Source organism: Hanstruepera sp. CR43 (assembly GCF_055227665.1).
Window position 1 is genome coordinate 240,324 of the sequence record NZ_CP200078.1, and the last position, 21,890, is coordinate 262,213.

The window sequence follows — 21,890 nt, forward strand, 5'->3', positions numbered from 1 at the left end:
AAATAATTCAAATGTTTCCTAAAATATCGTGGAGCTAGCCGTTAATTGTTTCCAAAATTATATGCAGCCTTGATTTTTTGTTTCTTTTGCATCAAGGTAAAAGATAATGCACAAAAAGAAAACTTTAATTTAAGTTCTACATAGAACAAGTGTATAGAAATTTGCTCGTAGAGAAATTTTATACTCTTGTGGCAACTTGACGAGAATTGCGTAAAATTTTTTTTGACGTACATTTTATCAAATACGCGAATTTTAAAACAGTGCAAAAAGTGAAGCTTTTATATGGCGTTGGCAAGCGATGGAAAATTGTATATAAAATAAATTGAGATAACAATTTGATTTTATAAAACAATCGAGCGCTTGGTAGCGGCTATTTTACATAACGGCAAATTATAGATACAAATAAATGAACGTAGCGAAGCGTACCTATTAAAAAAGTTTAATGACCCAAGCAGGATGTTTCTTTAGTATTTTTTAACGTTATGGGATATTTTACATAATAGAGAATTATAGCTATCAAATGTACATTTGGGATAAACAACCATACAAACACATTTGTACTATAATTTATATTATGTAAAATAGGATTTTTCAGAACACACCTATTCCTAGAGTATAACGCATTCGTGAGAATCATCTAGAAACATTATCTTTAATCCATTCTATGGATACGCTCACCTCACAGCAACAACAATTGCAATTACAATATCAGGGTTTTATACAAACGCAACCATTATGGTTTGGTCAGTTAGAAACTAACTTACAACAATTTGGTTTGATGGCTTTACAGGATTCGGTGCCATTGTATCCTCAAGATGCGCCCAAGCGTTTGGGCAACCGTGTGGAATATTTTGTGTTCCAGAGTTTGGTACAGCAAACGTATATCCAAATTCTCGAGACTAACTTGCAAATACAGCAAGATAAACAAACCTTGGGTGAACTGGATGCTCTGCTATTGGTGAATAATCAACCGGTTCATTTGGAGATCATCTATAAGTTCTATGTGTACGATCCGTTGGTTGGTACCACCGAACTGGAACGTTGGATTGGACCTAATCGTAGAGATAGTCTGGTCTATAAACTAGATAAATTACGAAACAAGCAACTACCCTTGCTAAATACTCCAGAAACACAGCCGTATTTAGAACCCCACGGTTTGAATTCGGCTTCCATACAGCAACAGGTTTTGTTTCTGGCGCAGTTGTTTGTGCCCAAAGCTTCAGCTGCTGCCATACCATTCAACCATTTGAATGCCAGAGCCGTTATGGGAACCTATATGCGATTACCGGATTTAGCAGCCTATACGGACTATAGTTTTTACATACCCAACAAACTGGATTGGCTGGTTATGGCTCACAATACAGTCAGCTGGATGCCCTATGCCCTGTTTCAACAGGAATTACAGGACTTACTAGATTCACAACGATCACCCTTAATATGGATGCGCCATCCTGATGGTCAATTGGAACGTTCTATTTGTGGTTTGGTGGTAGCCCAAAAAACCATCGACGAACGGTAAGTTGCTGTTATTCAACGAAAATAACGGGTATATATCAGAATTATTAGAATCTGTATCTCCATGAAAGGTATCTTCATACTATTATTAATCAGGTCCCAAGCCTATTAAATAACAGACTTATGGAAACGAATCTTTCTCTTTTTAATCAGATTAACAGTTTGTCTTATTGGTTCTTATTAGAGAGCAACTATAAAAGTTCGGTGATATTGGATGCCGAAAAAGACACCTATTTTGTGACCATAAAAAAAGGTAGCAAACCATTATATACCCACATTATCAATCATTTTAGCAAAAAGAACAAGAATTTTTTAAAGTTTGAACTGATTGCTGTGGTTAACAGTTTACTACACATTAAAGAAACGGTTACCCAACGTCAAATTAGCGCCTAGGCTATTTCTTGGGTTTGTCGACCACATCCAGTGGTTGGATACTGGGTCTTACCCGTTTGTATACGTTTAATTGTGGTTTCGTGAGGATATTTTGCATCTCGATGTACTCCTGCTCTCTCAAGACTGCCAAGGCTTCCAGCTTTTCACGGCCTTCTAGCCTATTTTCAATTTTCTCTTTGCGAATCAGGAATTCTTCAACCTTGATTTCAAAAGGTGCTAATTGATCACTGGTTAAACCTAGCTGGGCATCGTATTGTTTGGTGAATGTTTTAGCTTGTTCATCTAATGCCTGATCGGGTTTTTGCAACATCGGGTCCTGCCCCATGACCTGAACGGTGATTAGATAAATAGCGATATAAATAAGTGATTTCATTGTTATAATATGTTTTTGGTTATACTATAACATACAGACTAAACGGCTTGTTGTCAAGGAGTTTAACAGGATTTAACAGTTGAGAACTGGGCTATAGCTTTTCGAGATAGTCTTTTAGTGTCTTCAGCACTTGTGGCCAGGTTTCCTTAACAGCTTCGTAGTACCAATCCCAATCGGCACCCTTTTGATAGCCTTCCTGACACAGGTATAATACGGTATGGTCTTCGTTATGTTTAGCAATAACCGTGAGGGTCATATTACCTAAAATAGGTTTTTCGGGATTCATATAAGTGAAATTATCCACCACTAGTTGCATATTAGGATTGTAGGTTTTAATGGTGCCTACCGATACGTATCCAAAGCCTTTATCGGTGACCTGCCACGTCAGGGCATACATACCGTCGACTTCCCGATCAATAAAGGCACGATCTACCTGCCACCACCCTTTTAACATGTCGGGATTGGTGAATGCCTTAATAACCATTTCGGGCTTGCAGGTTATACTGATGGTGGCTTCAACTTTTCTCATAAAGCATTTACTGGTTGGGTAGGATAAATATAACTAAAGTTGTGATGCGGTAACACAATTGTTAAAAAAAATACAAAAATAGCACTTCAACGTCTAAAAGATGTTTTTCAGCGTAGATACTCATATAACCATAAATAAACTAATAAACAATTATGAAGAAAATTTCAATCCTAGTAGTAACCGGACTGTTTGTAATGTCATGTGTATCGAAAAAGAAATATGTTGCTCTACAGCAGGAAAACGGTGAAATTAAAAGCGAGCTGACCAAGACCAAAGTTGAGAAAGAAGACCTAGAGGCTAAATTTGCAGAAATTCAAGCCCGTATTGATACTTATAATGCCAAAATCAATTCCCTGACTGAAGAAAACGACGCCCAATTAGTAACTGTTGGAGATGACTTGGTTATCTCTAATGATGTACGTGATAAAATGAATGAAACCCTTAAGAAGGTTGATCCAGCTGCATTGGCTGAAGCAAAAACCTTAAAGGATTCTATGAACTTGGCTGTGGGTTACAACTTACGTAAATCCATGGATACCAGTGACATGAACGAAGATGAAGATATTGCCATTAATATTGATGAGACTGTGGTCATGATTTCTATTTCAGATAAAATGTTATTTAAGTCTGGTAGCTACTATGTGAGTAACAAAGCAGATGGTATTTTACAGAAGTTAGCAGACGTTATTAATTCTGAAGAAAGTTTAGAAGTGATGGTTGAAGGTCACACCGATAATAAAACCATGGTACCAGGTGCTGCTGTAAAAGACAACTGGGATTTGAGTGTTTTACGTGCGACTTCAGTTGTTAAGAAATTACAGGAGGATTTTAATGTAGCTCCTGAAAAACTGATTGCTGCTGGTAGAAGTTTTTATCAGCCACTGGTTGATAACGATACAAAAGAAAACCGTTCTAAAAACAGACGTACACGCATTGTGATCTTACCAAACATCAACAAGTTTTTTGCGATGATGGAAAGCAATCAATAATAACTTATTCCATATATTATTTTAGTTAATCCCTCAATTAAAAACGCTCCAACGAAAGTTAGAGCGTTTTTTTATGTTTTATACTAGTTGATTATTCTAAAATGTTCTTTGGTCAAAGACAATTAAGGGTACATCTAAATTATGACTAATAGCCTTACTATGGCTTCGGGTTGTGAGTTTTTGGAAAAAGGTTCGCTTTTTAGTAATCAATGCCAACATACCCAGTTTTCGACTCTCGCTAAATACATGAATACCCATTTCAACTGAAACATCAGTCAACGTGTAATAGTCCAATGATAATGGATTTAAAGCATTTTCCAATAGTCTCTTTTTAATATCCAATCCAGACACTTCACCAGAACTTTTATTGACCACATTCACTACCGATATGCTCGCCTTATTGGTCTGCGCAATTTCTTTTAAAAGATTCATACCATCACCATATTTTTCAATGGTAAAATCAGTGGCAAAACCTATCTCTTTGAAATTACTGGCATCGGCTGTTTCCGGTACCGCAATAATGGGGCAGGATAATTTTAAAATCAGCTGCGCGGCATTACTACCAAAAGTGGCCTTTTGAATGGCACTGGCGCCTTTGTTTCCTATCACTACCAAATCCACTTTTAAATCCTCGGTTATGGCCTGAACGGATTCCAATAATGAGCCGTTAACAATTTTGGTTTTAAAGGTATGCTTATCACTACTAGCCCCTTCTTGCGCCTGCTTTAAGGCATTGGCCAAATCGCTATCGGTTGATTTTGTTCTGGATTCATGAATGGCCTGATAAGCCCGTTTGGAAGTCACACCTGTTGAGGGTGCCGATGCTTGTAACTCCAGTGCGTGCATGATATAGAATGTACATGGCTCATTCTTAAAAAGTTGGGAGGCATACTGCGCTGCTTTTGCGGCATTACTGGAAAAATCAGTTGGTAATAATATGGTCTTCATGGATGATTTTTGCTTAAAATTACTAATTAAAATTAAAACTAGTCTATGACTTTCAACAATAGTTTACCCAATTTCTCACCAGTAAACAATCGTTTAAAGGTTTCCTGAAAATTCTCGATGCCCTCAAAGACGCTTTCGTTACTCTGTAATTTACCAGCCAGCATCCACCCTGCCATTTCTTGCATGACCTGTGGATATTTTTCGGCATAATCCATTACCACCATACCTTGCATGGTTGCCCGATTGACCAATAACGCCATATAATTACGTGGGCCTTTCATGTTCTCTAAATTATTGTACTGGGAAATGGCTCCGCATATAACAATGCGTGCATGCTTGCGTAAGCGGGATAATGCGGCTTCTAGGATCTCCCCTCCTACATTATCAAAATAAATATCCAAGCCTTTTGGACAGGTTTCCTTGATAGCCTCAAAAACATTTTGGGATTTATAATCAATAGCTGCATCAAATCCTAATGTATTTACAAGGTAGTCACACTTCGCCTTTCCGCCTGCTATACCAACCACATAACAACCTTTGATTTTGGCAATTTGCCCCACTACACTACCTACAGCTCCAGCGGCTCCAGAGACTACTACGACATCACCTTCCTGAACTTTACCTACTTCCATTAATCCAAAATAGGCGGTCATACCTGGCATACCCAGTACGCCCAAGAATTTAGTCATGGGTACCTGACTGTCATCCACTGGATAGCTGTTTTCCCCATTGGAAACGGCATATTGTTGTACACCATTCCAGCCTGTTACCGTTTGTCCCACTTGAAACTTGGGATGTTTGGATACGATCACCTTACCAATGGCTCCTGCTCGCATAACATCACCAATTTGTACCGGCTCGATATAGGATTTGGAATCGTTCATCCAGCCACGCATGGCAGGATCTAATGAGATATAATGATTTTGAATGAGGAACTCCCCTTCCTGAATTTCGGGAATAGGAGACTCTTTAAGAACCCAAGTATGGTCATCTGGCACTCCTTTGGGTCGCTGGTTTAGGATAAGTTGTTTGTTCATACCCTAAATTTACAATTAAAAAACGAGATGGTTACTCGGCAGGTCTGCCATGTATATCTAAAAAGACATCATCAAAATTACTGCGTAAGTAGGCACGCAACTTTTTCCGATAATCATCCTTTAGCCATTCCACAAAATTGAAAGTACTCTTACTAATACACTTGGTGTAACGTTGAATGCGATAATCGATATCATCACCCAATTGTTTCGCTAAATCGAGCGCATCATAAACGTCTTCACTGTTTTCAATACATATTTTGGCGTGATGCGCAATAGAACGTTCCAGTACGACTTTGGAGGATTCACCGGCACGGACGGCATCGACATAGGTCTTTTTGATATCGAAATACACATCTTCAGAATTAGCAAATGACAGTCGTAAATCTTCTGGCATTTCATAACGGAAGTTTTCCTCAATTTCTTCATCACCTAAAATACCATCCAAATAGAAATTTGGTGTTCTAAAAATGCGGTGCCAATCTAGATCAGCTCCCCAAGGTCCAAAACGATGTAAATTGTTTCCTAAATCAATGACTGTGAATGAGTTTTTATTTTTAAGAATTCGGGAACCACGACCAATCATTTGATAATACAAGGTTAATGATTTGGTTGCTCTGTTTAAGATAATAGATTCTACTGTGGGTTCGTCAAAACCAGTGGTTAAGATACTTACCGATGTTAAGATAGCATCAGGGGTATCCTTGAACCACTTTAATATTTTCTTGCGTTCTTTTTTCGAATTGGTATTATCTAAATGCGCAATAGGATAACCGGCTCTTCTAAAGGTATCATAAACATGCAAAGAGGTATTAATACCATTATTAAAAATAAGGGTCTTTTTACCTTTGGAGCGTTCCTCATAGGACGTGATAAGCTTTGAAAGCATATCATTATTGGTATAAAGATCTTCGGAAGATTTTACGGTATAATCGCCATTGGCACCAACCACCAATGATGTTAATCCCACATTGTATGAATAAATATCAGCACTGGCCAAAAACTCATTCTTAATAAGTGATTCAATGCTTTCACCAACAATCAGTTCATCATAATTATCCTTCATGGGTAATTTGATATTAGAACTCAAAGGTGTTGCGGTGACCCCTAGAATGAATGATTTTTCGAAAAACTTAAAGAGTTTGGTAAAAGAGTTATAATGAGCCTCATCAATAATGACCAAACCAATATCTGAAATATCCAGTTTGTCTTCATTCAGTCGGTTATTAAGGGTTTCCACCATTGCCACAAAGCAGCTGTACTGACCTTGGTCATCTAAATTGGCTTTACTATTAACCACTTTATTTTCTACTCCAAACTCCGTGAGCATAGCCGATGTTTGACGACACAACTCAATACGGTGCGTCATGACCAACACCTTTTTTTGGTGATGCTTGAGGTACTGCCTGACGATTTCGGAGAAAATAACGGTTTTACCGCCTCCAGTTGGTAATTGATACAGTAAATGATAATCTTCAGGAGCTTCCTCAAAGCTCTTGAATATCTTGTTTATTGCACCTTTTTGATAACTATAGAGGTCCTTCCCTACCTTTCTATCTTCTAACTCTAATGTTGAAATAGTTTGACTCATAAAATTTTCCAATGTGCAAAAATAAGGTCTTTTCTAGGTTTTTGAAGTATATTTTAAAATTAAAATTCAGACTTTTTCAACAGGTCATCGTTTAAAACTTAATTTTGTACACTTGTTGACATTTCTTATTTTATGGTGAGCCAAGAAAATAGTATCCACAGACATTTCAAACTCTATAAACCTTACGGTTACATCAGTCAATTTGTGATTAATGGTCGCCAAAAACGTCAAAAAAAGTTATTGGGTGAACTGTATGATTTTCCTGAAGGTACCATGGCTATTGGTCGGCTGGATGAAAAATCGGAAGGGTTATTATTACTAACTACTGACGGTAAAACCAGTACTCTTATTACCAGTGGTGGTATTGAAAAAGAATACTTTGTGCAGGTGGATGGCAGCTTATCAATGGACAATATTGAAGCTATGAGACAAGGGGTTACCATAGGTTTTGACGGTAAGAAATATCAAACCCAACCCTGTATAGTCGAGTTATTACCAGAAATACCCGACTTGCCAGAACGTTCCAAAAAAATACGGGATTCCAGACATGGCCCAACCACCTGGATTAAAATTGTGATTACGGAAGGTAAATTTAGACAGGTGCGTAAAATGACATCAGCCGTTGGTCATCCAACCCTGCGTTTGGTGCGTGTTCGTATTGGAAATATTCATCTTGGTGATTTGACAGTGGGTAAAGTTGAAGAATTATCAGCTATTCCTTAACCACAATAATGGTGGCTTTTACGCCAGCATTTAGCATCCAGAATTCAGAAGCAATGATATTGCCTCCTTCATCCAGAATCATAACCTGTGCTGTATTTGGTGAAGATTCTCCTTCGTTTAAGGCCTGAAAATCAAACTTATTGAATCCTTCTTTAAGCTCTATTTCAAAACCTTTGAATGATGCACTTAAAACAATTTCTGGTCGAATAACATGATCATCTATAAAAATACGAATCATATCACCGTCAATAGCTCCACCGACATCTCTGTAGGCTAATCTGACTTTTTTAGCTTTAGTTTTAAATCCACCTAAATATTGATCCTCGTTAGCTCCTTCAACTTCACCTTCAATGCCCAGATCATGCTTTTTTTCTTGAGCTTTAATTTGTTCAACAAAACGTTCTGCTGGATTCCCGAACTTTTCCTTTGGAAACATGGAAAATTCATTATTGGTGGTCGATCTGGTTTTAGGAACCGACATACCATTTATTCTATTGGCATTGGGGTTACTCAAGCCTTTACTTTCAATAGGCTTAATATCCAAAGCCCCTGAATTGGCATCATTGTTTGTTTCCGCAGGTATGATGGTACTTGGATTGGAGCTATCATCTATCTGGGCAACAACTGGGTTGCCTATTAAACTGACTAAACAGATGATAAAAAATAGGTTTCTCATATTAGGAAGCAAGCTATTGATTTGTGTTTTGTACCATAACAAAAACCATACCTTATAATTTTTGAATCAAATATAAATGAAAAAAGAGAAACACTGAGCGCTTCTCTTTTTTTTAAGAATTAATTATCATTCTAGTGTCTACTTAAGAAATGTTAATTCGTTTAACCGGTTTTCTTTTGGCTTCTTCACGTTTAGGAATGTGCACACTTAAGATACCATCTTCATATCCTGCTTTGATATTTTCAGATTCTACGGTATCGGGTAATGTAAATGTTCTCTTGAAAGACGAATACCCAAACTCACGTCTGGTGTAATTTTCTTCATTCGATTCATTTTCAGTTTTAGTATGAGCTGAAATGGTTAAAATATCATTATCCACTTCTACTTCAAAATCACCTTTTTTCAATCCTGGCACGGCCACCTCTAAATGATAGTTTTCGTTGTCTTCTTTTATATTAACTGCTGGCAAGGTCATACCTGTATTGAAATTAGATAATAAACCAGTTCCTAAATCGGTGTCGAAAAAATTGTTTAACCAAGATGAAAAACTTGGCAAACCGGTAACATTCTCTTTTTTTGCTAGTCTGTTGCCATTTTTTGGCATTGTTACTAAATTATTCATGTTGTTCAAAATTTATTAGTTAAACTTCTATTATTTGTTCAATATGCAATAAACAAATTAAATGCCAAGTGGTTTTTAATCCATTTTTCTGCCAAATTTACGCCCCTATTCGTCATTTTGTCATTTTTTGTTTAAAAACAAACACTTGATAATAAGATGTTTAAATGTTAAAAAGTGTTAAATCATTACTTTGTATTACATAGTACTGTAACAAATCTATTTTTTGGTCGTCTATATAGTACATCAATCAATTAAAAGAATTAAAATTATGAGAACTTTAGACAACAATCAATTAACAGGAACATTCAGTACTACAAGAAGTAATACTTGGAACAGTAAAAGACGTTACAGATCGTAAAATCTGAAAAAATCAATTAATCAATCAAAAAAACGAATTATGGAGGCAGTGCATAAAATATCGAGAGACCATAGCGAATTCCTAAAGAAACCTTTTAAAAGAAGTTGTGAATCCGTATCATTCTCTAACTGCCACAATACACTTTGGAAAGGTATTAAGCGATATTTACATTAGTTTGAATTAGTTAAAGAATTAAGGCCAGCGTGTTTCCGTTGGCCTTTTTTTATGCTGAATTTTTATTGGTATTGTTTTTGTGTTCTAGCTAATATGCTCAATGTCAATTTAATTCTATACTCATGAAAAACTATCGCAATTCCGAAACAGTGAATGCTGGCTCCATGGCCGACATTGCATTCTTATTACTCATTTTCTTTTTGGTCACCACTACCATAGCCACCGATAAAGGCATTAACAGGCAGCTTCCAGATAACTGTCCTGATCAAATAGATTGTACCAAAACCATTGCTGAACAAAATATCTTAAGAATTGTATTGAACAGCAATCAGGATATTTTATTGAACGATGAATTAACCGCTCTTAATCAATTGAAAGAAACTGTCATAAAACATATTGATAATAATGGTGATAAAACCTGCACCTATTGTCAGGGAGCATCTGTCGATAACCACTCTGACAACCCTAGAGAAGGCCTTTGTTAATATTCAACATAGTCGCGATACCTCCTACGAATTGTTTGTTTCCGTTCAAGATGCGATATCTAAAGCATATAATGATTTAAGAACTCAATATGCTCAAAGCCTATTTCAAAAGCAGCTATCCGAACTTTCATTCAGTGAATTGAAACAGGTGCAAGATGCCTATCCGATTCAGATGGGAGAACAAGTAAGCAACTAGTCCTCTATACCCTCCAAATGAAATAGAAAAGCATAATAGAGAGCCGTACGCTTATATCGCTCGAAACGTCCAGATGCACCTCCATGACCTGTTTCCATGTTGCAGTCCATGATCAGGAGATTATCATCTGTTTTTAAATCTCGTAGTTTGGCAACCCATTTAGCTGGTTCCCAATATTGTACCTGACTATCCCAATAGCCCGTTGTAACAAGCATATTTGGATAATCTTGGGCTGTAACGTTGTCATAAGGTGAATAGGATTTTATGTAATCATAATAGACTTTATCATTCGGGTTACCCCATTCATCATATTCAAAAGTTGTTAAAGGGATACTTTCGTCCAGCATGGTAGTTACCACATCAACAAAAGGCACAGCAGCTATGACACCATTCCACAAATTTGGTTCCATATTTACAACGGCTCCCATGAGTAAACCACCAGCACTACCACCTAACGCATACAAATGTTCAGGACTTGAATAACCTTTATCAACCAAATACTTTCCAGCATCAATAAAGTCGGTAAATGTATTTTTCTTATTCAATAATTTACCATTTTCATACCATTGGCGTCCCATTTCCTGACCACCGCGAACATGAGCAATGGCATAAATGAATCCACGATCTAGCAAGCTTAACCGATCTGATCTAAAATTCGGGTCTGAACTATTTCCATAAGAACCATATCCGTAGAGTAATAAAGGTGTATCGGAACCAATAGCAATCCCTTTTTTGTAAACCATGGAAATAGGGATTTTTGTTCCATCGGTAGCCGTAGCTTCCAACCGCTCTGATGTATAATCATTGGCATTGAATCCACCAAGTACAGCTTCTTGTTTTAACAACACCTGCTCTTTAGTATCCATATTATACTCATAAGTACTAAATGGTGTTGTTAAAGACGAATAGCCATATCGTAATATGTTGGTGTTAAAATCCATATTGGATGTTGGAAAGGCTGTGTATGCAGGGTCTTTAAATTCCATATAATAGTCCTCACCCTCCCAAGGCATAATGCGAATAGTTCGTAATCCATTAAGGCGTTCATTTATAACCAAATGATCTTTAAACAAATCAAAATTTTCCAATAAAACGGTTTCCCGATGCGGAATGACATCTTCCCAATTGTCTTTAGTGGGTGCTTTGATGGGCGTTTTTACCAATTTGAAATTTGTAGCGTTGTCGTTTGTTCGTATGTAAAAATCATCACCAAAATGATCGGCATAGTACAATAAATCAGATTCTCGATGTTGTAAAACTTGCCAATCACCATCAGGTTTGTTAGCATCTAAAAAACGATATTCCGATGACAGCGTTTGAAAGCTACCAATAAAAATATACGCTTTTGAATTTGTTTTAAATACACCAGTGCGGTAGGTATCGTCTTTTTCTTCATATACCATAACATCATCAGTTTGATTTGTACCCAAAACATGTTTGTAAACCTTATTTTGACGCAGTGTTTGCGGATCTTTAGTCGTGTAAAACACGGTTTTGTTATCATTTGCCCAAATAGCACTGCCACCTGTATTACTTAATTTATCAGATAACAACTCCCCTGTTTCCAAATTCTTAAAGTAAATAGTATACTGACGCCTGGAAATGGTATCTATTCCAAAAGCCATTAATTTATTATCCGGACTGACATCCCTGCTACCAATTCCATAATAAGAGAACCCTTTCGCCATCTCTGGGCCATTCAAAATAATTTCCTCACTGGCATTATCTTCCAGCTTTTTTCGGCAATACAAGGCATATTCACCACCTTCTTCAAAACGGGTGTAATATGAATAGCCATTATCATTTACCGGAACCGATTGATCGTCTTTTTTTATCCTACCAACTATTTCATTAAATAACCTATCTTGAAAAGCATTGGTATGTTGCATGACTTCACTTAAATAGCTGTTTTCCTCATTGAGATAATTTAAAACGTCCTGTGTCTGTTCATCTGGACTTTCAGCATTCTTTTGTTCATCGGTCAAACGCATCCAAAAATAGTTATCCAATCGCGTATCATCATGAATAACATGATTCACAGGAAATTTTTTGGCTACTGGAGCCTTAATAGTTTCTGTTGATTCTTTCTTAGGATTGGATTGACAGCCAACAACAAGAAGTAATAGGATTGATAAACGATGTAATTTCATGGTTTGGTTTGTTATGATTAAACAATAAAGTAACGAAAAAAAACTTTTCTTATTCTGTGGATTCTTGCGATTCTAAAACGCCATAGGCTATCTCAACTTTTTTTCTTCCCCAATTTCTGGCAGCTTTAACATCTGTACCCATATAAATATCAATACGTTTTTTCCAACGATAATGCATTTTATCTTTCACATAATACAGCCCTTCCATACCCTCGATAGCCACTGGTGTGTTATGCTTTAATCCTAAAGACAACAAATCGCGAGAAACAGCTATGTATTTCATCCCAGGCTTGAGACTATCTCCAAAAGCCGTAATGTGTGGATTACTATTGGTTTGATATGCTAATGAATTATAGGCAGTGGCCGTAACCTGAAGGGTTTTCCAAGTGTAACTATCTTCAGGATTGTCTTTACAAGCTAGAAATAGTATTAAGAACGGGATAATAAAACGATACATGTCAAAAGCCTAATTGACCTAAATATACGTTTCTTTTTAATGCCATGAAAGATTTTAACTAAAGCCCGAAACAAACTAATAGGCCAGTAAATCCTTCAGTGCTGCTTCAAACTGTCCTTTTGCTAAATATTGTTGTTCAAGCTGACCAATAAATGGAATGGGTGTCTCCATACTGGCAACCCGTTTTACGGGAGCATCCAAGTGTTCAAAGCAGTTTTCCATAATTAGTGCTGCAATGTCGGATGCTATACCACCAAATAATGAGTCTTCCTGTAATATAATTGCACGACCAGTCTTTCTAACAGATTCAAAAATAGCATCAATATCCAAAGGTTGTAATGTTCGCAAATCAATTAAATCGGCCTTAATGTCGGTATTGTTATCCAATGTTTCTATGGCCCAGTGCACAGCTGCACCATAGGAGATGATGGTTACCTTGTCACCTTCGCGCAACAGGGAAGCTTTCCCAAAAGGCAAGGTATAGTAGTCTTTAGGTACTTCTTGGCGAACGCTTCGATATAAGGCTTTATGCTCAAAAAACAATACGGGATTTGGGTCATTAATGGCTGTAGCCAATAAACCTTTGGCATCATAAGGAAAAGTTGGGTATACTACCTTTAAACCAGGGGTTTTAGTAAACCAGGCTTCATTGGTTTGCGAATGGAATGGACCGGCTGCTACACCAGCACCACAAGGCATCCGCACTACAACATCAGCTTCTTGGGACCAGCGATAATGCGATTTAGCTAAATAATTGACAATGGGATTAAAACCAGAAGATACGAAATCAGCAAACTGCATTTCAACAACTGCTTTCATACCAGCAATTGATAGTCCCATACCAGCTTCAACAATGGCCGATTCACAAATAGGTGTATTTCGAACCCGATCACGACCAAATTGCTCAACAAAGCCTTCGGTTATTTTGAAAACACCACCATATTCGGCTATATCCTGTCCCATAATAACCAAATCAGGATGTTGCTCCATGGATTGTTTTAAACCTTCCGAAATAGCATCAATCAGACGAAGCTCAACTGTTTCTGAATTCGTCTTAACGTCTTGATATTGATATGGTTTATAGACATCATGTAATTCATTGCTTTCACTTGGAACAATAGGTTCTTCATCAAAAGCCATTTGAAGATGCTCATTAATTTCATGAACAATATCCTCTTTTAAAGCGACTTCAACCGCTTCGGTCAATATCCCTGAATCTCTTAAAAATGCTTGATAATTTTCAACAGGGTCTTTTTTTGCCCAAGTATCCATGAGTTCTTGAGGTACATATTTTGTACCACTAGCCTCTTCGTGACCTCGCATTCTAAATGTTTTGAATTCCAATAAAACAGGTCTCGGATTATTTCGGATACTCTCAGCAATTTCGTTTACTTTAGTATATACTTCAACAATATTGTTACCATCAATTATATGGGATTCCATACCATAGCCCAGTCCTCTATCAGCTATATTTTCACAGCGATACTGCTCGGAAGTTGGTGTTGAAAGTCCATAGCCATTGTTTTCAACACAAAACATAACAGGTAGCTCCCAAACGGATGCCACATTCAATGCCTCATGGAAATCCCCTTCGCTAGTACCTCCTTCACCCGTAAAAACGGCAGTTACTTGATTTTTGTTCTTTAGCTTGCTAGCCAAAGCTATACCATCTGCAACGCCTAATTGAGGGCCTAAATGGGAAATCATCCCAACGATTTTAAACTCTTGGGTACCAAAATGAAATGATCTATCACGCCCTTTTGTAAACCCATTGGCCTTACCTTGCCATTGACTAAACAAGCGATGTAAAGGTATTTCACGTGTTGTAAATACACCTAAATTTCTATGCATCGGTAAAATATACTCATCTTGATGCATGGCCATGGTGACGCCTACCGCAATGGCTTCCTGACCAATTCCAGAAAACCATTTCGATATTTTACCTTGTCTCAGAAGAATCAGCATCTTTTCTTCAATCAACCTAGGCTTCAACATATTCTTGTATAATTCCAGCAGTTTAGTATTGTTCAGGTCCGAAATTTGGTAATCTATATTGTTTAGTGCAGACACGTTTGAGCTCATAAAATTTGTTTGTCAAATATAGTATAATTTGATATTTGGTATTAAAAATGAATGAATAATTAAGTGTTCTAAACTTTGTAATGTTTTCGTACATTTGTAATACATTCCTTTAAAAATTTATATAATGAATAGTATACCCAGTGTAAATTTGAACGATTTCATATCAGGTGATCCTGTTAGAAAACAAAAGTTTGTTGACGAAATTGGCAAGGCCTACGAAGAAATTGGTTTTGTTGCTCTCAAAGGGCATTTTTTAGACGATGCATTAGTGGACAAATTATATGATGAGGTCAAAAATTTCTTTGCCTTACCGCTGGAAACAAAACAAAAATATGAGATTCCAGGTATCGGTGGTCAACGTGGTTATATTTCATTTGGAAAAGAAAGTGCCAAAGGTAAAAAGGAAGGCGATTTAAAAGAATTTTGGCATTTTGGACAATATGTTGAGGATAATCCCACATTAGAAAAAGAATACCCGAAAAATGTAGAGGTTGCAGAGCTACCTGAATTCAATAGAATTGGTAAAGAAACCTACAGAATGTTAGAAAAAACAGCAAAATATGTTTTAAGAGCATTGGCATTACACTTAGGACTGGAAGAAACTTATTTTGACAACTACATTCACAACGGCAATAGTATTTTAAGACCTATACACTATCCTCCTATTTTGGAAGAGCCTAAAAATGCGGTTCGTGCAGCTGCCCATGGTGATATAAATCTAATCACATTATTGATGGGAGCACAAGGTCGCGGACTTCAAGTACAAAACCATAAGGGAGAATGGTTAGACGCCATTGCAGAACCCGATGAATTAATGATAAATGTTGGTGATATGTTATCACGCCACACTAATAATAAATTAAAATCCACCATTCACAGGGTTATAAATCCGCCGAGGGAACTTTGGGGAACATCGCGATATTCCATTCCATTTTTTATGCACCCAATTAGTGACATGAAATTAGATGTACTGGAAAGTTGTGTTAATGCGGATAATCCAAAACAATTTGAGGATATAACCGCAGGTGAATTCCTTAATGAGCGTCTGATTGAATTAGGCCTTATCAAAAAGTAAATTGATGGATTTAAAAGATCAATTAAAAAATCTGTTTCCCGATCATGTATCAGAAAATGATGATTCCAATGATATGGACTCATCTGATATTTGGCTACAGGACGATCCCATCATCTGTAAGTATGAAAAACGTAAGGGTAAACCCATAACCATATTAGAAGGTTATACAGGCGCTACTGAAGATTTTAAGCAATTGGCAAAAGAATTAAAAACAACCTTAAGTGTTGGTGGTAGTTTCAAGGACGATAAGATTATTATTCAAGGTGATTATCGGGATAAAATTATGGAAATCTTAAAAGATAAAGGCTTTGCGGTCAAACGTGTAGGCGGCTAAATGGAAAATACCATACTCCATATTACCAATGGTGGAAGCCTGACGGACTATCTAAAAGAATTGGATTTTAAAGGTCATATACTAACTTGGCATGAAATGCTATGTGAAGGAAGTACTACATCACAAATTGACACAACAGCTTTTCTAAACTTAAGAAAGGCTTTTTTAAGCACGTATTATGATATTGAAATTGATGAGTATCAATTTCACAATGAATTATCAGTTTTAGATGATGTATCTTCTTTTTCCAAAATTGTGCTCTGGTTTGAGTACGATTTATTCTGTCACATCAATCTTTTGGCCGTTATTAGTTTACTCAAAGAAAAAGCCATTTCATTACCAATATATTTAGTGTGCAGTGGTCATATTGAAGGTGAACGCAACTTAAAAGGATTAAGTGAATTGAACCAAAAGCAACTTTTTGACCACTTTGACTCCAAAATTCTTTTGACTGAAGAAGATATTGATTTAGCCATAACTATTTGGCGAATCTACTGTGGGAAAGACCATAATTTATTGAAACCTTATGTCACAAAAAAATCATCTTTCAAATACTTAAACAATTGTATTAAAGCTCATTTTGGAAGATTTCCAGATATTAAAAGTGGCTTATCAATTTTAGAAAAAAACATCCTAACCATAATCAAGGATAACGACATTCATTCCAGACATCATTTATTGGGATATATTCTAAATTACCAAGGTTATTACGGATATGGTGATACTCAAATTAATAGATTAATAGATAATTTGGTCATTTTCTTTAATGAAACTGAAAACGGTATTGCATTAAATAGAAAGGGGCATGAAGCTCTTTTAAGTTCCCATAATTTTGCTCTGGAAATCAATAACAATATATCCTATGGTGGAATAAACCGATTGGATTACTATTATAGTGAAGAAAGAAAAATACTCGTAAAAAACCCAGTACCATGCCCATTAAAGAATCTGAACTTATACTAAATCCAGACGGTAGTGTTTATCATTTAAATTTAAAGCCTGAACACCTAGCGGATCAAGTCATATTTGTTGGCGATCAGGATCGGGTTGAACGTATTACAAAACACTTTGATTCCATAGAATTCTCCATTCAAAAACGGGAATTTAAAACCCAAACGGGAATTTATAAAGGTAAACGAATTACAGTTTTATCAACTGGTATCGGCCCAGACAATATCGATATTGTCATGAATGAGTTGGACGCTTTAGCCAACATTGATTTAAAAACACGCTTACCAAAAGCTGAACATAAATCCCTTCAGATAGTGAGAGTTGGAACTTCAGGTTCCTTACAGAAAGATATTCCTATTGATTCATTTCTTTGTAGCTCACATGGCTTAGATTTAAATGGCATGCTTTATGCCTATAAACTAGATGGTATTGGAAATTCAAAATTGGAGGATGCTTTTATTGCACATACCAATTGGCACAGTCATAAATCCAGACCGCTTGTTATTGAAAACAGTAACCGATTGGAAGGGCAATTCAAAGGACCTGACATGTATTTAGGTATGACTGCAACCGCTGGTGGGTTTTACGGACCTCAAGGACGTGTTTTAAGACTTCAACTCCAAGATGACCAATTGAATTCAAAAATAGATTCTTTTGAATTTGAAGGAATTCGAGTTACCAATCTTGAAATGGAAACTTCGGCTATTTATGGTCTATCCAAGCTATTGGGGCACGAAGCATTATCGTTAAATGCCATAATTGCCAATAGAGCCACTGGGGAGTTTAGTGCCAACCCAAAACAAATAGTTAATGATTTAATAACTTATGCTCTAGATAAAATTGCAGACCGATGAAGACAGTTAAAATTGGTGGTGTTCCTGAACATTTTAATTTACCCTGGTATTTAACTTTAAAAAATGGCGAATATAAAGCCGAAGATATTAATCTGCGTTGGCATGACTATTATGGTGGTACTGGTGCGATGTGTAAAGGTTTACGTAATGGAGATATTGATATAGCTGTCATTCTTACAGAAGGCATTATAAAAGATATCATTGAGGGGAATCCCTCAAAAATTGTTCAAACTTTTGTACAATCACCTTTAATATGGGGGATTCATGTGGGACATGAATCAAAATACAACATGGTGGATGACTTAAAAGGCACTAAAGCAGCCATTAGTCGCTATGGTTCTGGCTCTCATTTAATGGCATATATTAATGCTGAAAACAATCAATGGGATTTAGAAAAAGATTTGCGATTTGAGGTCATTAAAAATTTGAATGGTGCTATTGAAGGTTTGACCAATGGTATTGCCGATTACTTTATGTGGGAAAAATTTACGACCAAGCCTATAGTCGATGATGGCGTTTTTAGGCGTGTTGGCGAATGTCCTTCACCATGGCCCTGCTTTGTTATTGCGGTAAGTGATCAGTTTATTGAAAATAGTGAATCAGATTTGAAAACTATTTTGGATATCATCAATAATACCACCAAAGATTTTAAAGCGATTCCGAGTATTGATAAAACCATTGCCAACAGGTATGAACAACAATTAAAGGATGTCCAAGAATGGTTGTCTATAACAGAATGGTCACAAGATGTACTAGCCGAATCTATTGTCAGCAAGATCCAAAAAGAGTTGTTGGCCTTGCAGATTATTCCTAATACGGTAAATTACAAAGCGTTAGTACACAAAGTAATTTGAGCCATCTTGGATACATGTATTTTCAGAATAAATTATAAAAACGCTAGCAATCATTATGTTAAAATTGGCATATTGCATTAGAAATGTTAAAAATTATTTAATTTTTAACTCAAAAAGTTTATATTTGTTTAGATAGAGCGTTTAAAAAACCCAAATTGCTTATGCTATTAACAATATCTCTAGTACTTTCTGTTTTAATTGCCATCAACTTCCTATTACTTATATTTAGTTGTAATAAAACAACAAAACGTACTAAAGCTATTGACAAAGCGCCTACCTTCATAGTTACTAAAAACACTACCAAGCCACAGACTTCAACCCAGCTTGCTCCAACAGGAAGTTAGTTTTACTAAAGTGTTTATTTCCAAACCAATATCCTCTATTCGCACTTAAAGGTGATGGATGACCTGATTGTAAAATGTGATGCTTACTGGTATCAATTAATTTGGATTTTCTTTTGGCATAACCTCCCCATAGTAAAAAAACGACATCTTTTTTATGATCACTGATAGTTTTAATTACAGAATCGGTGAATGTTTCCCAACCTTTGTTTTGATGGCTACCCGCTTGATGGGCTCTGACTGTCAAGGTTGCATTTAACAATAGAACACCTTGATCGGCCCAACGCTCCAAATTCCCACTTTTGGGATAATTGATATGTAGGTCCTGTTCAATTTCTTTAAATATATTGATCAATGATGGTGGATGCGCTATGCCATCGACCACACTAAAACATAAGCCATTGGCCTGGTTTGGACCGTGATAAGGGTCTTGACCAATAATGACAACTTTTAAATCATTAAAATGGCAATGGTTGAAAGCATTGAATATTTGTTTGCCAGGAGGATAACAAGTATGCTTGTGATATTCCTGTTTAACAAAATTTACCAAATCAAAAAAATAAGGTTTATCAAATTCTTTATCCAGATAAGGCTTCCAGCTAGCGTGTATATCGACCTGCATTTTTTTTAGCGAATGTTTAGAGACTTCTAAATTAATACTATCTTTAGTTTTATTAAAACGTAAGTCTTTGAAAAATTTGAAATTCCCTTCAGCCCAAACTATCTTATTAATTATCGCTGGACTTGTTGCCATTTTAACTTTTTTTGTTCCTGCAGGAAAATATGATACGCTTCTTTACGATAGTGCCTCCAATACTTTTGTCAGAACTGGTGAAGGTTCCACAGAAACTTTACCCGCAACCCAGGCAACATTGGAGACTTTGAATGTCATTATCCCATTGGAAAAATTTACTAATGGTGACATTTACAAAGCCATTAACATACCAAATACCTACAAAACATTAGAGGCACAACCACAAGGTTTGGTCGCCTTCTTAAAATCACCCATCAAAGGTATTATTGATGCGGCTGATATTATATTTTTGGTTTTGATTATTGGAGGACTCATTGGCATCATGAATCATTCAGGGGCCTTCGATGCTGGCATCGCCTGGTTGGCCAAAACCCTTCATGGACGGGAGTTTATTCTGATTATATTAGTGACCGTTTTGGTTGCTGCCGGTGGGACCACATTTGGTTTTGCTGAAGAAACCATAGCCTTCTTCCCTATTTTAATTCCGGTGTTTTTAGCAGCTAAATATGATGCTTTGGTAGCCATTGCCTGTATCTTTATAGGGTCATCCATTGGTACTATGTGCTCAACCATTAATCCGTTCAGTACTATTATTGCCTCTAATGCAGCCGGAATTAACTGGACAACTGGTTTAATTGGACGCGCTATTATGTTAGGCATAACATTACTGATCAGCATTATTTACTTATTGCGTTATGCTAATCGGGTTAAAAAAGACCCTTCAAGATCCATTGTTTATAGTCAAAAATCAGAAATTGAAAGTTTGTTCCACCAGAAATCGGTTAAGATTACGGCATTTAATTGGCGATTGAGATTAGCTTTATTATTGTTTTCTGCCTGTTTTATTGTCATGATTATAGGTGTATCAATGCTAGATTGGATGTTTTTAGAAATGACGACTACGTTTTTAGTGGGAGCCATTATTATTGGATTCATAATTAAAATCCATGAAGGCAAATTTATTGAGGTTTTTGTTAAAGGTGCTGGAGACTTATTGGGAGTCGCCTTAATTATTGGTATTGCGCGAGGTGTAACCATCATCATGTCCGATGGACTCATTAGTGATACCATGTTATATTATGCGAGTGATGTGACGTCAGGAATGAACAAAGGTTTATTTGCCAGTGTCATGACTGCCACCTATGCTGGTCTTTCTTTCTTTATACCGAGTTCATCAGGGATGGCAGTATTAACCATGCCTATTATGGCACCATTAGCCGATACCGTTGGTGTGGGTCGAGAAATTGTTGTTAATGCCTATCAATACGGTATGGGTCTTTTATATTTTATCAGTCCAACAGGATTAATATTACCATCTTTGGCTATCGCTAAAATTGGTTATGACAAATGGTTGAAGTTCATCATGCCGCTGTTTATCATTTTGGTTATTTTCACCCTTGCGGTTATGACCCTATCTGTTTATCTGTAAGCT

General features: G+C 36.5%; 22 protein-coding genes. 11 read left to right on the forward strand and 11 right to left on the reverse strand.

All coding sequences use genetic code 11. The features are described 5' to 3' along the window. The first annotated feature begins 664 nt into the window (after positions 1-664). On the forward strand, positions 665-1,519 hold the full coding sequence (locus tag ACKXGU_RS01040; RefSeq protein ID WP_463466231.1) for a DUF1853 family protein: 855 nt from the start codon (positions 665-667) through the stop codon (positions 1,517-1,519). Positions 1,520-1,638: 119 nt separating this feature from the next. Further along, entirely contained in the window at positions 1,639-1,908 is a 270-nt protein-coding gene (locus tag ACKXGU_RS01045; protein WP_463466232.1) for a hypothetical protein, read from the forward strand. Between the two features lies 1 nt (position 1,909). On the opposite strand, the gene ACKXGU_RS01050 is transcribed toward ACKXGU_RS01045, so the two are convergent. Together ACKXGU_RS01050 and ACKXGU_RS01055 are read right to left on the reverse strand one after the other, a co-directional pair. Next, entirely contained in the window at positions 1,910-2,233 is a 324-nt protein-coding gene (locus ACKXGU_RS01050) for a hypothetical protein (RefSeq protein ID WP_463466233.1), read from the reverse strand. 139 nt (positions 2,234-2,372) lie between these two features. Next, positions 2,373-2,810: an SRPBCC family protein gene (locus tag ACKXGU_RS01055; RefSeq protein ID WP_463466234.1), complete on the reverse strand. Its 438-nt coding sequence runs from the start codon at positions 2,808-2,810 to the stop codon at positions 2,373-2,375. A gap of 152 nt (positions 2,811-2,962) precedes the next feature. Between ACKXGU_RS01055 and ACKXGU_RS01060 the strand changes: the two genes are divergently transcribed. Beyond that, positions 2,963-3,799, forward strand: a complete 837-nt coding sequence (locus ACKXGU_RS01060) for an OmpA/MotB family protein (RefSeq protein ID WP_463466235.1) — start codon at positions 2,963-2,965, stop codon at positions 3,797-3,799. Between the two features lie 96 nt (positions 3,800-3,895). Here the strand turns inward: ACKXGU_RS01060 and ACKXGU_RS01065 are convergent, their stop codons facing one another. Genes ACKXGU_RS01065 through ACKXGU_RS01075 form a run of 3 tightly spaced genes read right to left on the reverse strand, consistent with a single transcriptional unit; the run spans position 3,896 to position 7,372 of the window. Next, the gene (locus tag ACKXGU_RS01065) at positions 3,896-4,747 is read right to left on the reverse strand and encodes a universal stress protein (RefSeq protein WP_463466236.1); all 852 of its coding nucleotides are present in this window, start codon (positions 4,745-4,747) and stop codon (positions 3,896-3,898) included. A 38-nt stretch (positions 4,748-4,785) separates the two neighbouring features. Then, a complete protein-coding gene (locus ACKXGU_RS01070) occupies positions 4,786-5,784 on the reverse strand; it encodes an NADP-dependent oxidoreductase (RefSeq protein ID WP_463466237.1) in 999 nt (332 codons plus the stop codon). Positions 5,785-5,815: 31 nt separating this feature from the next. Then, positions 5,816-7,372, reverse strand: coding sequence for a DEAD/DEAH box helicase (locus ACKXGU_RS01075; RefSeq protein ID WP_463466238.1), 1,557 nt, complete (start codon positions 7,370-7,372; stop codon positions 5,816-5,818). 132 nt (positions 7,373-7,504) lie between these two features. Here ACKXGU_RS01075 and ACKXGU_RS01080 point away from each other — a divergent pair, with 132 nt between their 5' ends. Further along, positions 7,505-8,095 carry a pseudouridine synthase gene (locus ACKXGU_RS01080; protein WP_463466239.1) on the forward strand — a complete coding sequence of 197 codons (591 nt, stop codon included), beginning with the start codon at positions 7,505-7,507 and terminating at the stop codon, positions 8,093-8,095. Here ACKXGU_RS01080 and ACKXGU_RS01085 read toward each other — a convergent pair. Both ACKXGU_RS01085 and ACKXGU_RS01090 read right to left on the reverse strand, forming a co-directional pair. Further along, complete coding sequence (locus ACKXGU_RS01085; RefSeq protein WP_463466240.1) at positions 8,085-8,771, reverse strand: hypothetical protein; 687 nt, start codon at positions 8,769-8,771, stop codon at positions 8,085-8,087. The two genes, ACKXGU_RS01080 and ACKXGU_RS01085, sit on opposite strands and share 11 nt — an antisense overlap. Before the next feature lie 142 nt (positions 8,772-8,913). Then, positions 8,914-9,393 carry an Hsp20/alpha crystallin family protein gene (locus ACKXGU_RS01090; protein ID WP_463466241.1) on the reverse strand — a complete coding sequence of 160 codons (480 nt, stop codon included), beginning with the start codon at positions 9,391-9,393 and terminating at the stop codon, positions 8,914-8,916. Between the two features lie 654 nt (positions 9,394-10,047). Here ACKXGU_RS01090 and ACKXGU_RS01095 point away from each other — a divergent pair. Continuing rightward, positions 10,048-10,410 carry an ExbD/TolR family protein gene (locus tag ACKXGU_RS01095; protein ID WP_463466242.1) on the forward strand — a complete coding sequence of 121 codons (363 nt, stop codon included), beginning with the start codon at positions 10,048-10,050 and terminating at the stop codon, positions 10,408-10,410. Positions 10,411-10,602: 192 nt separating this feature from the next. Here the strand turns inward: ACKXGU_RS01095 and ACKXGU_RS01100 are convergent, their stop codons facing one another. The 3 genes from ACKXGU_RS01100 to ACKXGU_RS01110 all read right to left on the reverse strand — a co-directional run bounded on the left by ACKXGU_RS01100 (position 10,603) and on the right by ACKXGU_RS01110 (position 15,295). After that, a complete protein-coding gene (locus ACKXGU_RS01100) occupies positions 10,603-12,756 on the reverse strand; it encodes a S9 family peptidase (RefSeq protein WP_463466243.1) in 2,154 nt (717 codons plus the stop codon). Positions 12,757-12,805: 49 nt separating this feature from the next. Then, entirely contained in the window at positions 12,806-13,213 is a 408-nt protein-coding gene (locus ACKXGU_RS01105) for a 3D domain-containing protein (protein WP_463466244.1), read from the reverse strand. 75 nt (positions 13,214-13,288) lie between these two features. Further along, positions 13,289-15,295 carry an alpha-ketoacid dehydrogenase subunit alpha/beta gene (locus tag ACKXGU_RS01110; protein ID WP_463466245.1) on the reverse strand — a complete coding sequence of 669 codons (2,007 nt, stop codon included), beginning with the start codon at positions 15,293-15,295 and terminating at the stop codon, positions 13,289-13,291. A 124-nt stretch (positions 15,296-15,419) separates the two neighbouring features. Here ACKXGU_RS01110 and ACKXGU_RS01115 point away from each other — a divergent pair, with 124 nt between their 5' ends. From ACKXGU_RS01115 to ACKXGU_RS01135, 5 genes are read left to right on the forward strand one after another with little or no spacing between them, the layout of a single operon-like run. Then, on the forward strand, positions 15,420-16,370 hold the full coding sequence (locus ACKXGU_RS01115) for an isopenicillin N synthase family dioxygenase (RefSeq protein ID WP_463466246.1): 951 nt from the start codon (positions 15,420-15,422) through the stop codon (positions 16,368-16,370). A gap of 4 nt (positions 16,371-16,374) precedes the next feature. Beyond that, complete coding sequence (locus ACKXGU_RS01120; protein ID WP_463466247.1) at positions 16,375-16,704, forward strand: translation initiation factor; 330 nt, start codon at positions 16,375-16,377, stop codon at positions 16,702-16,704. Beyond that, positions 16,705-17,667, forward strand: coding sequence for a DUF1835 domain-containing protein (locus ACKXGU_RS01125; protein ID WP_463466248.1), 963 nt, complete (start codon positions 16,705-16,707; stop codon positions 17,665-17,667). After that, entirely contained in the window at positions 17,637-18,509 is an 873-nt protein-coding gene (locus ACKXGU_RS01130; protein WP_463466249.1) for a nucleoside phosphorylase, read from the forward strand. Before ACKXGU_RS01125 ends, ACKXGU_RS01130 begins: the two co-directional genes overlap by 31 nt. Further along, positions 18,506-19,363 carry a substrate-binding domain-containing protein gene (locus tag ACKXGU_RS01135; RefSeq protein WP_463466250.1) on the forward strand — a complete coding sequence of 286 codons (858 nt, stop codon included), beginning with the start codon at positions 18,506-18,508 and terminating at the stop codon, positions 19,361-19,363. Before ACKXGU_RS01130 ends, ACKXGU_RS01135 begins: the two co-directional genes overlap by 4 nt. Before the next feature lie 297 nt (positions 19,364-19,660). On the opposite strand, the gene ung is transcribed toward ACKXGU_RS01135, so the two are convergent. After that, positions 19,661-20,326, reverse strand: a complete 666-nt coding sequence (ung, locus tag ACKXGU_RS01140) for a uracil-DNA glycosylase (RefSeq protein WP_463466251.1) — start codon at positions 20,324-20,326, stop codon at positions 19,661-19,663. 67 nt (positions 20,327-20,393) lie between these two features. On the opposite strand from ung, the gene ACKXGU_RS01145 reads away from it, so the two are divergent. Next, positions 20,394-21,887: a YfcC family protein gene (locus ACKXGU_RS01145; RefSeq protein WP_463466252.1), complete on the forward strand. Its 1,494-nt coding sequence runs from the start codon at positions 20,394-20,396 to the stop codon at positions 21,885-21,887. Positions 21,888-21,890: the final 3 nt, after the last annotated feature.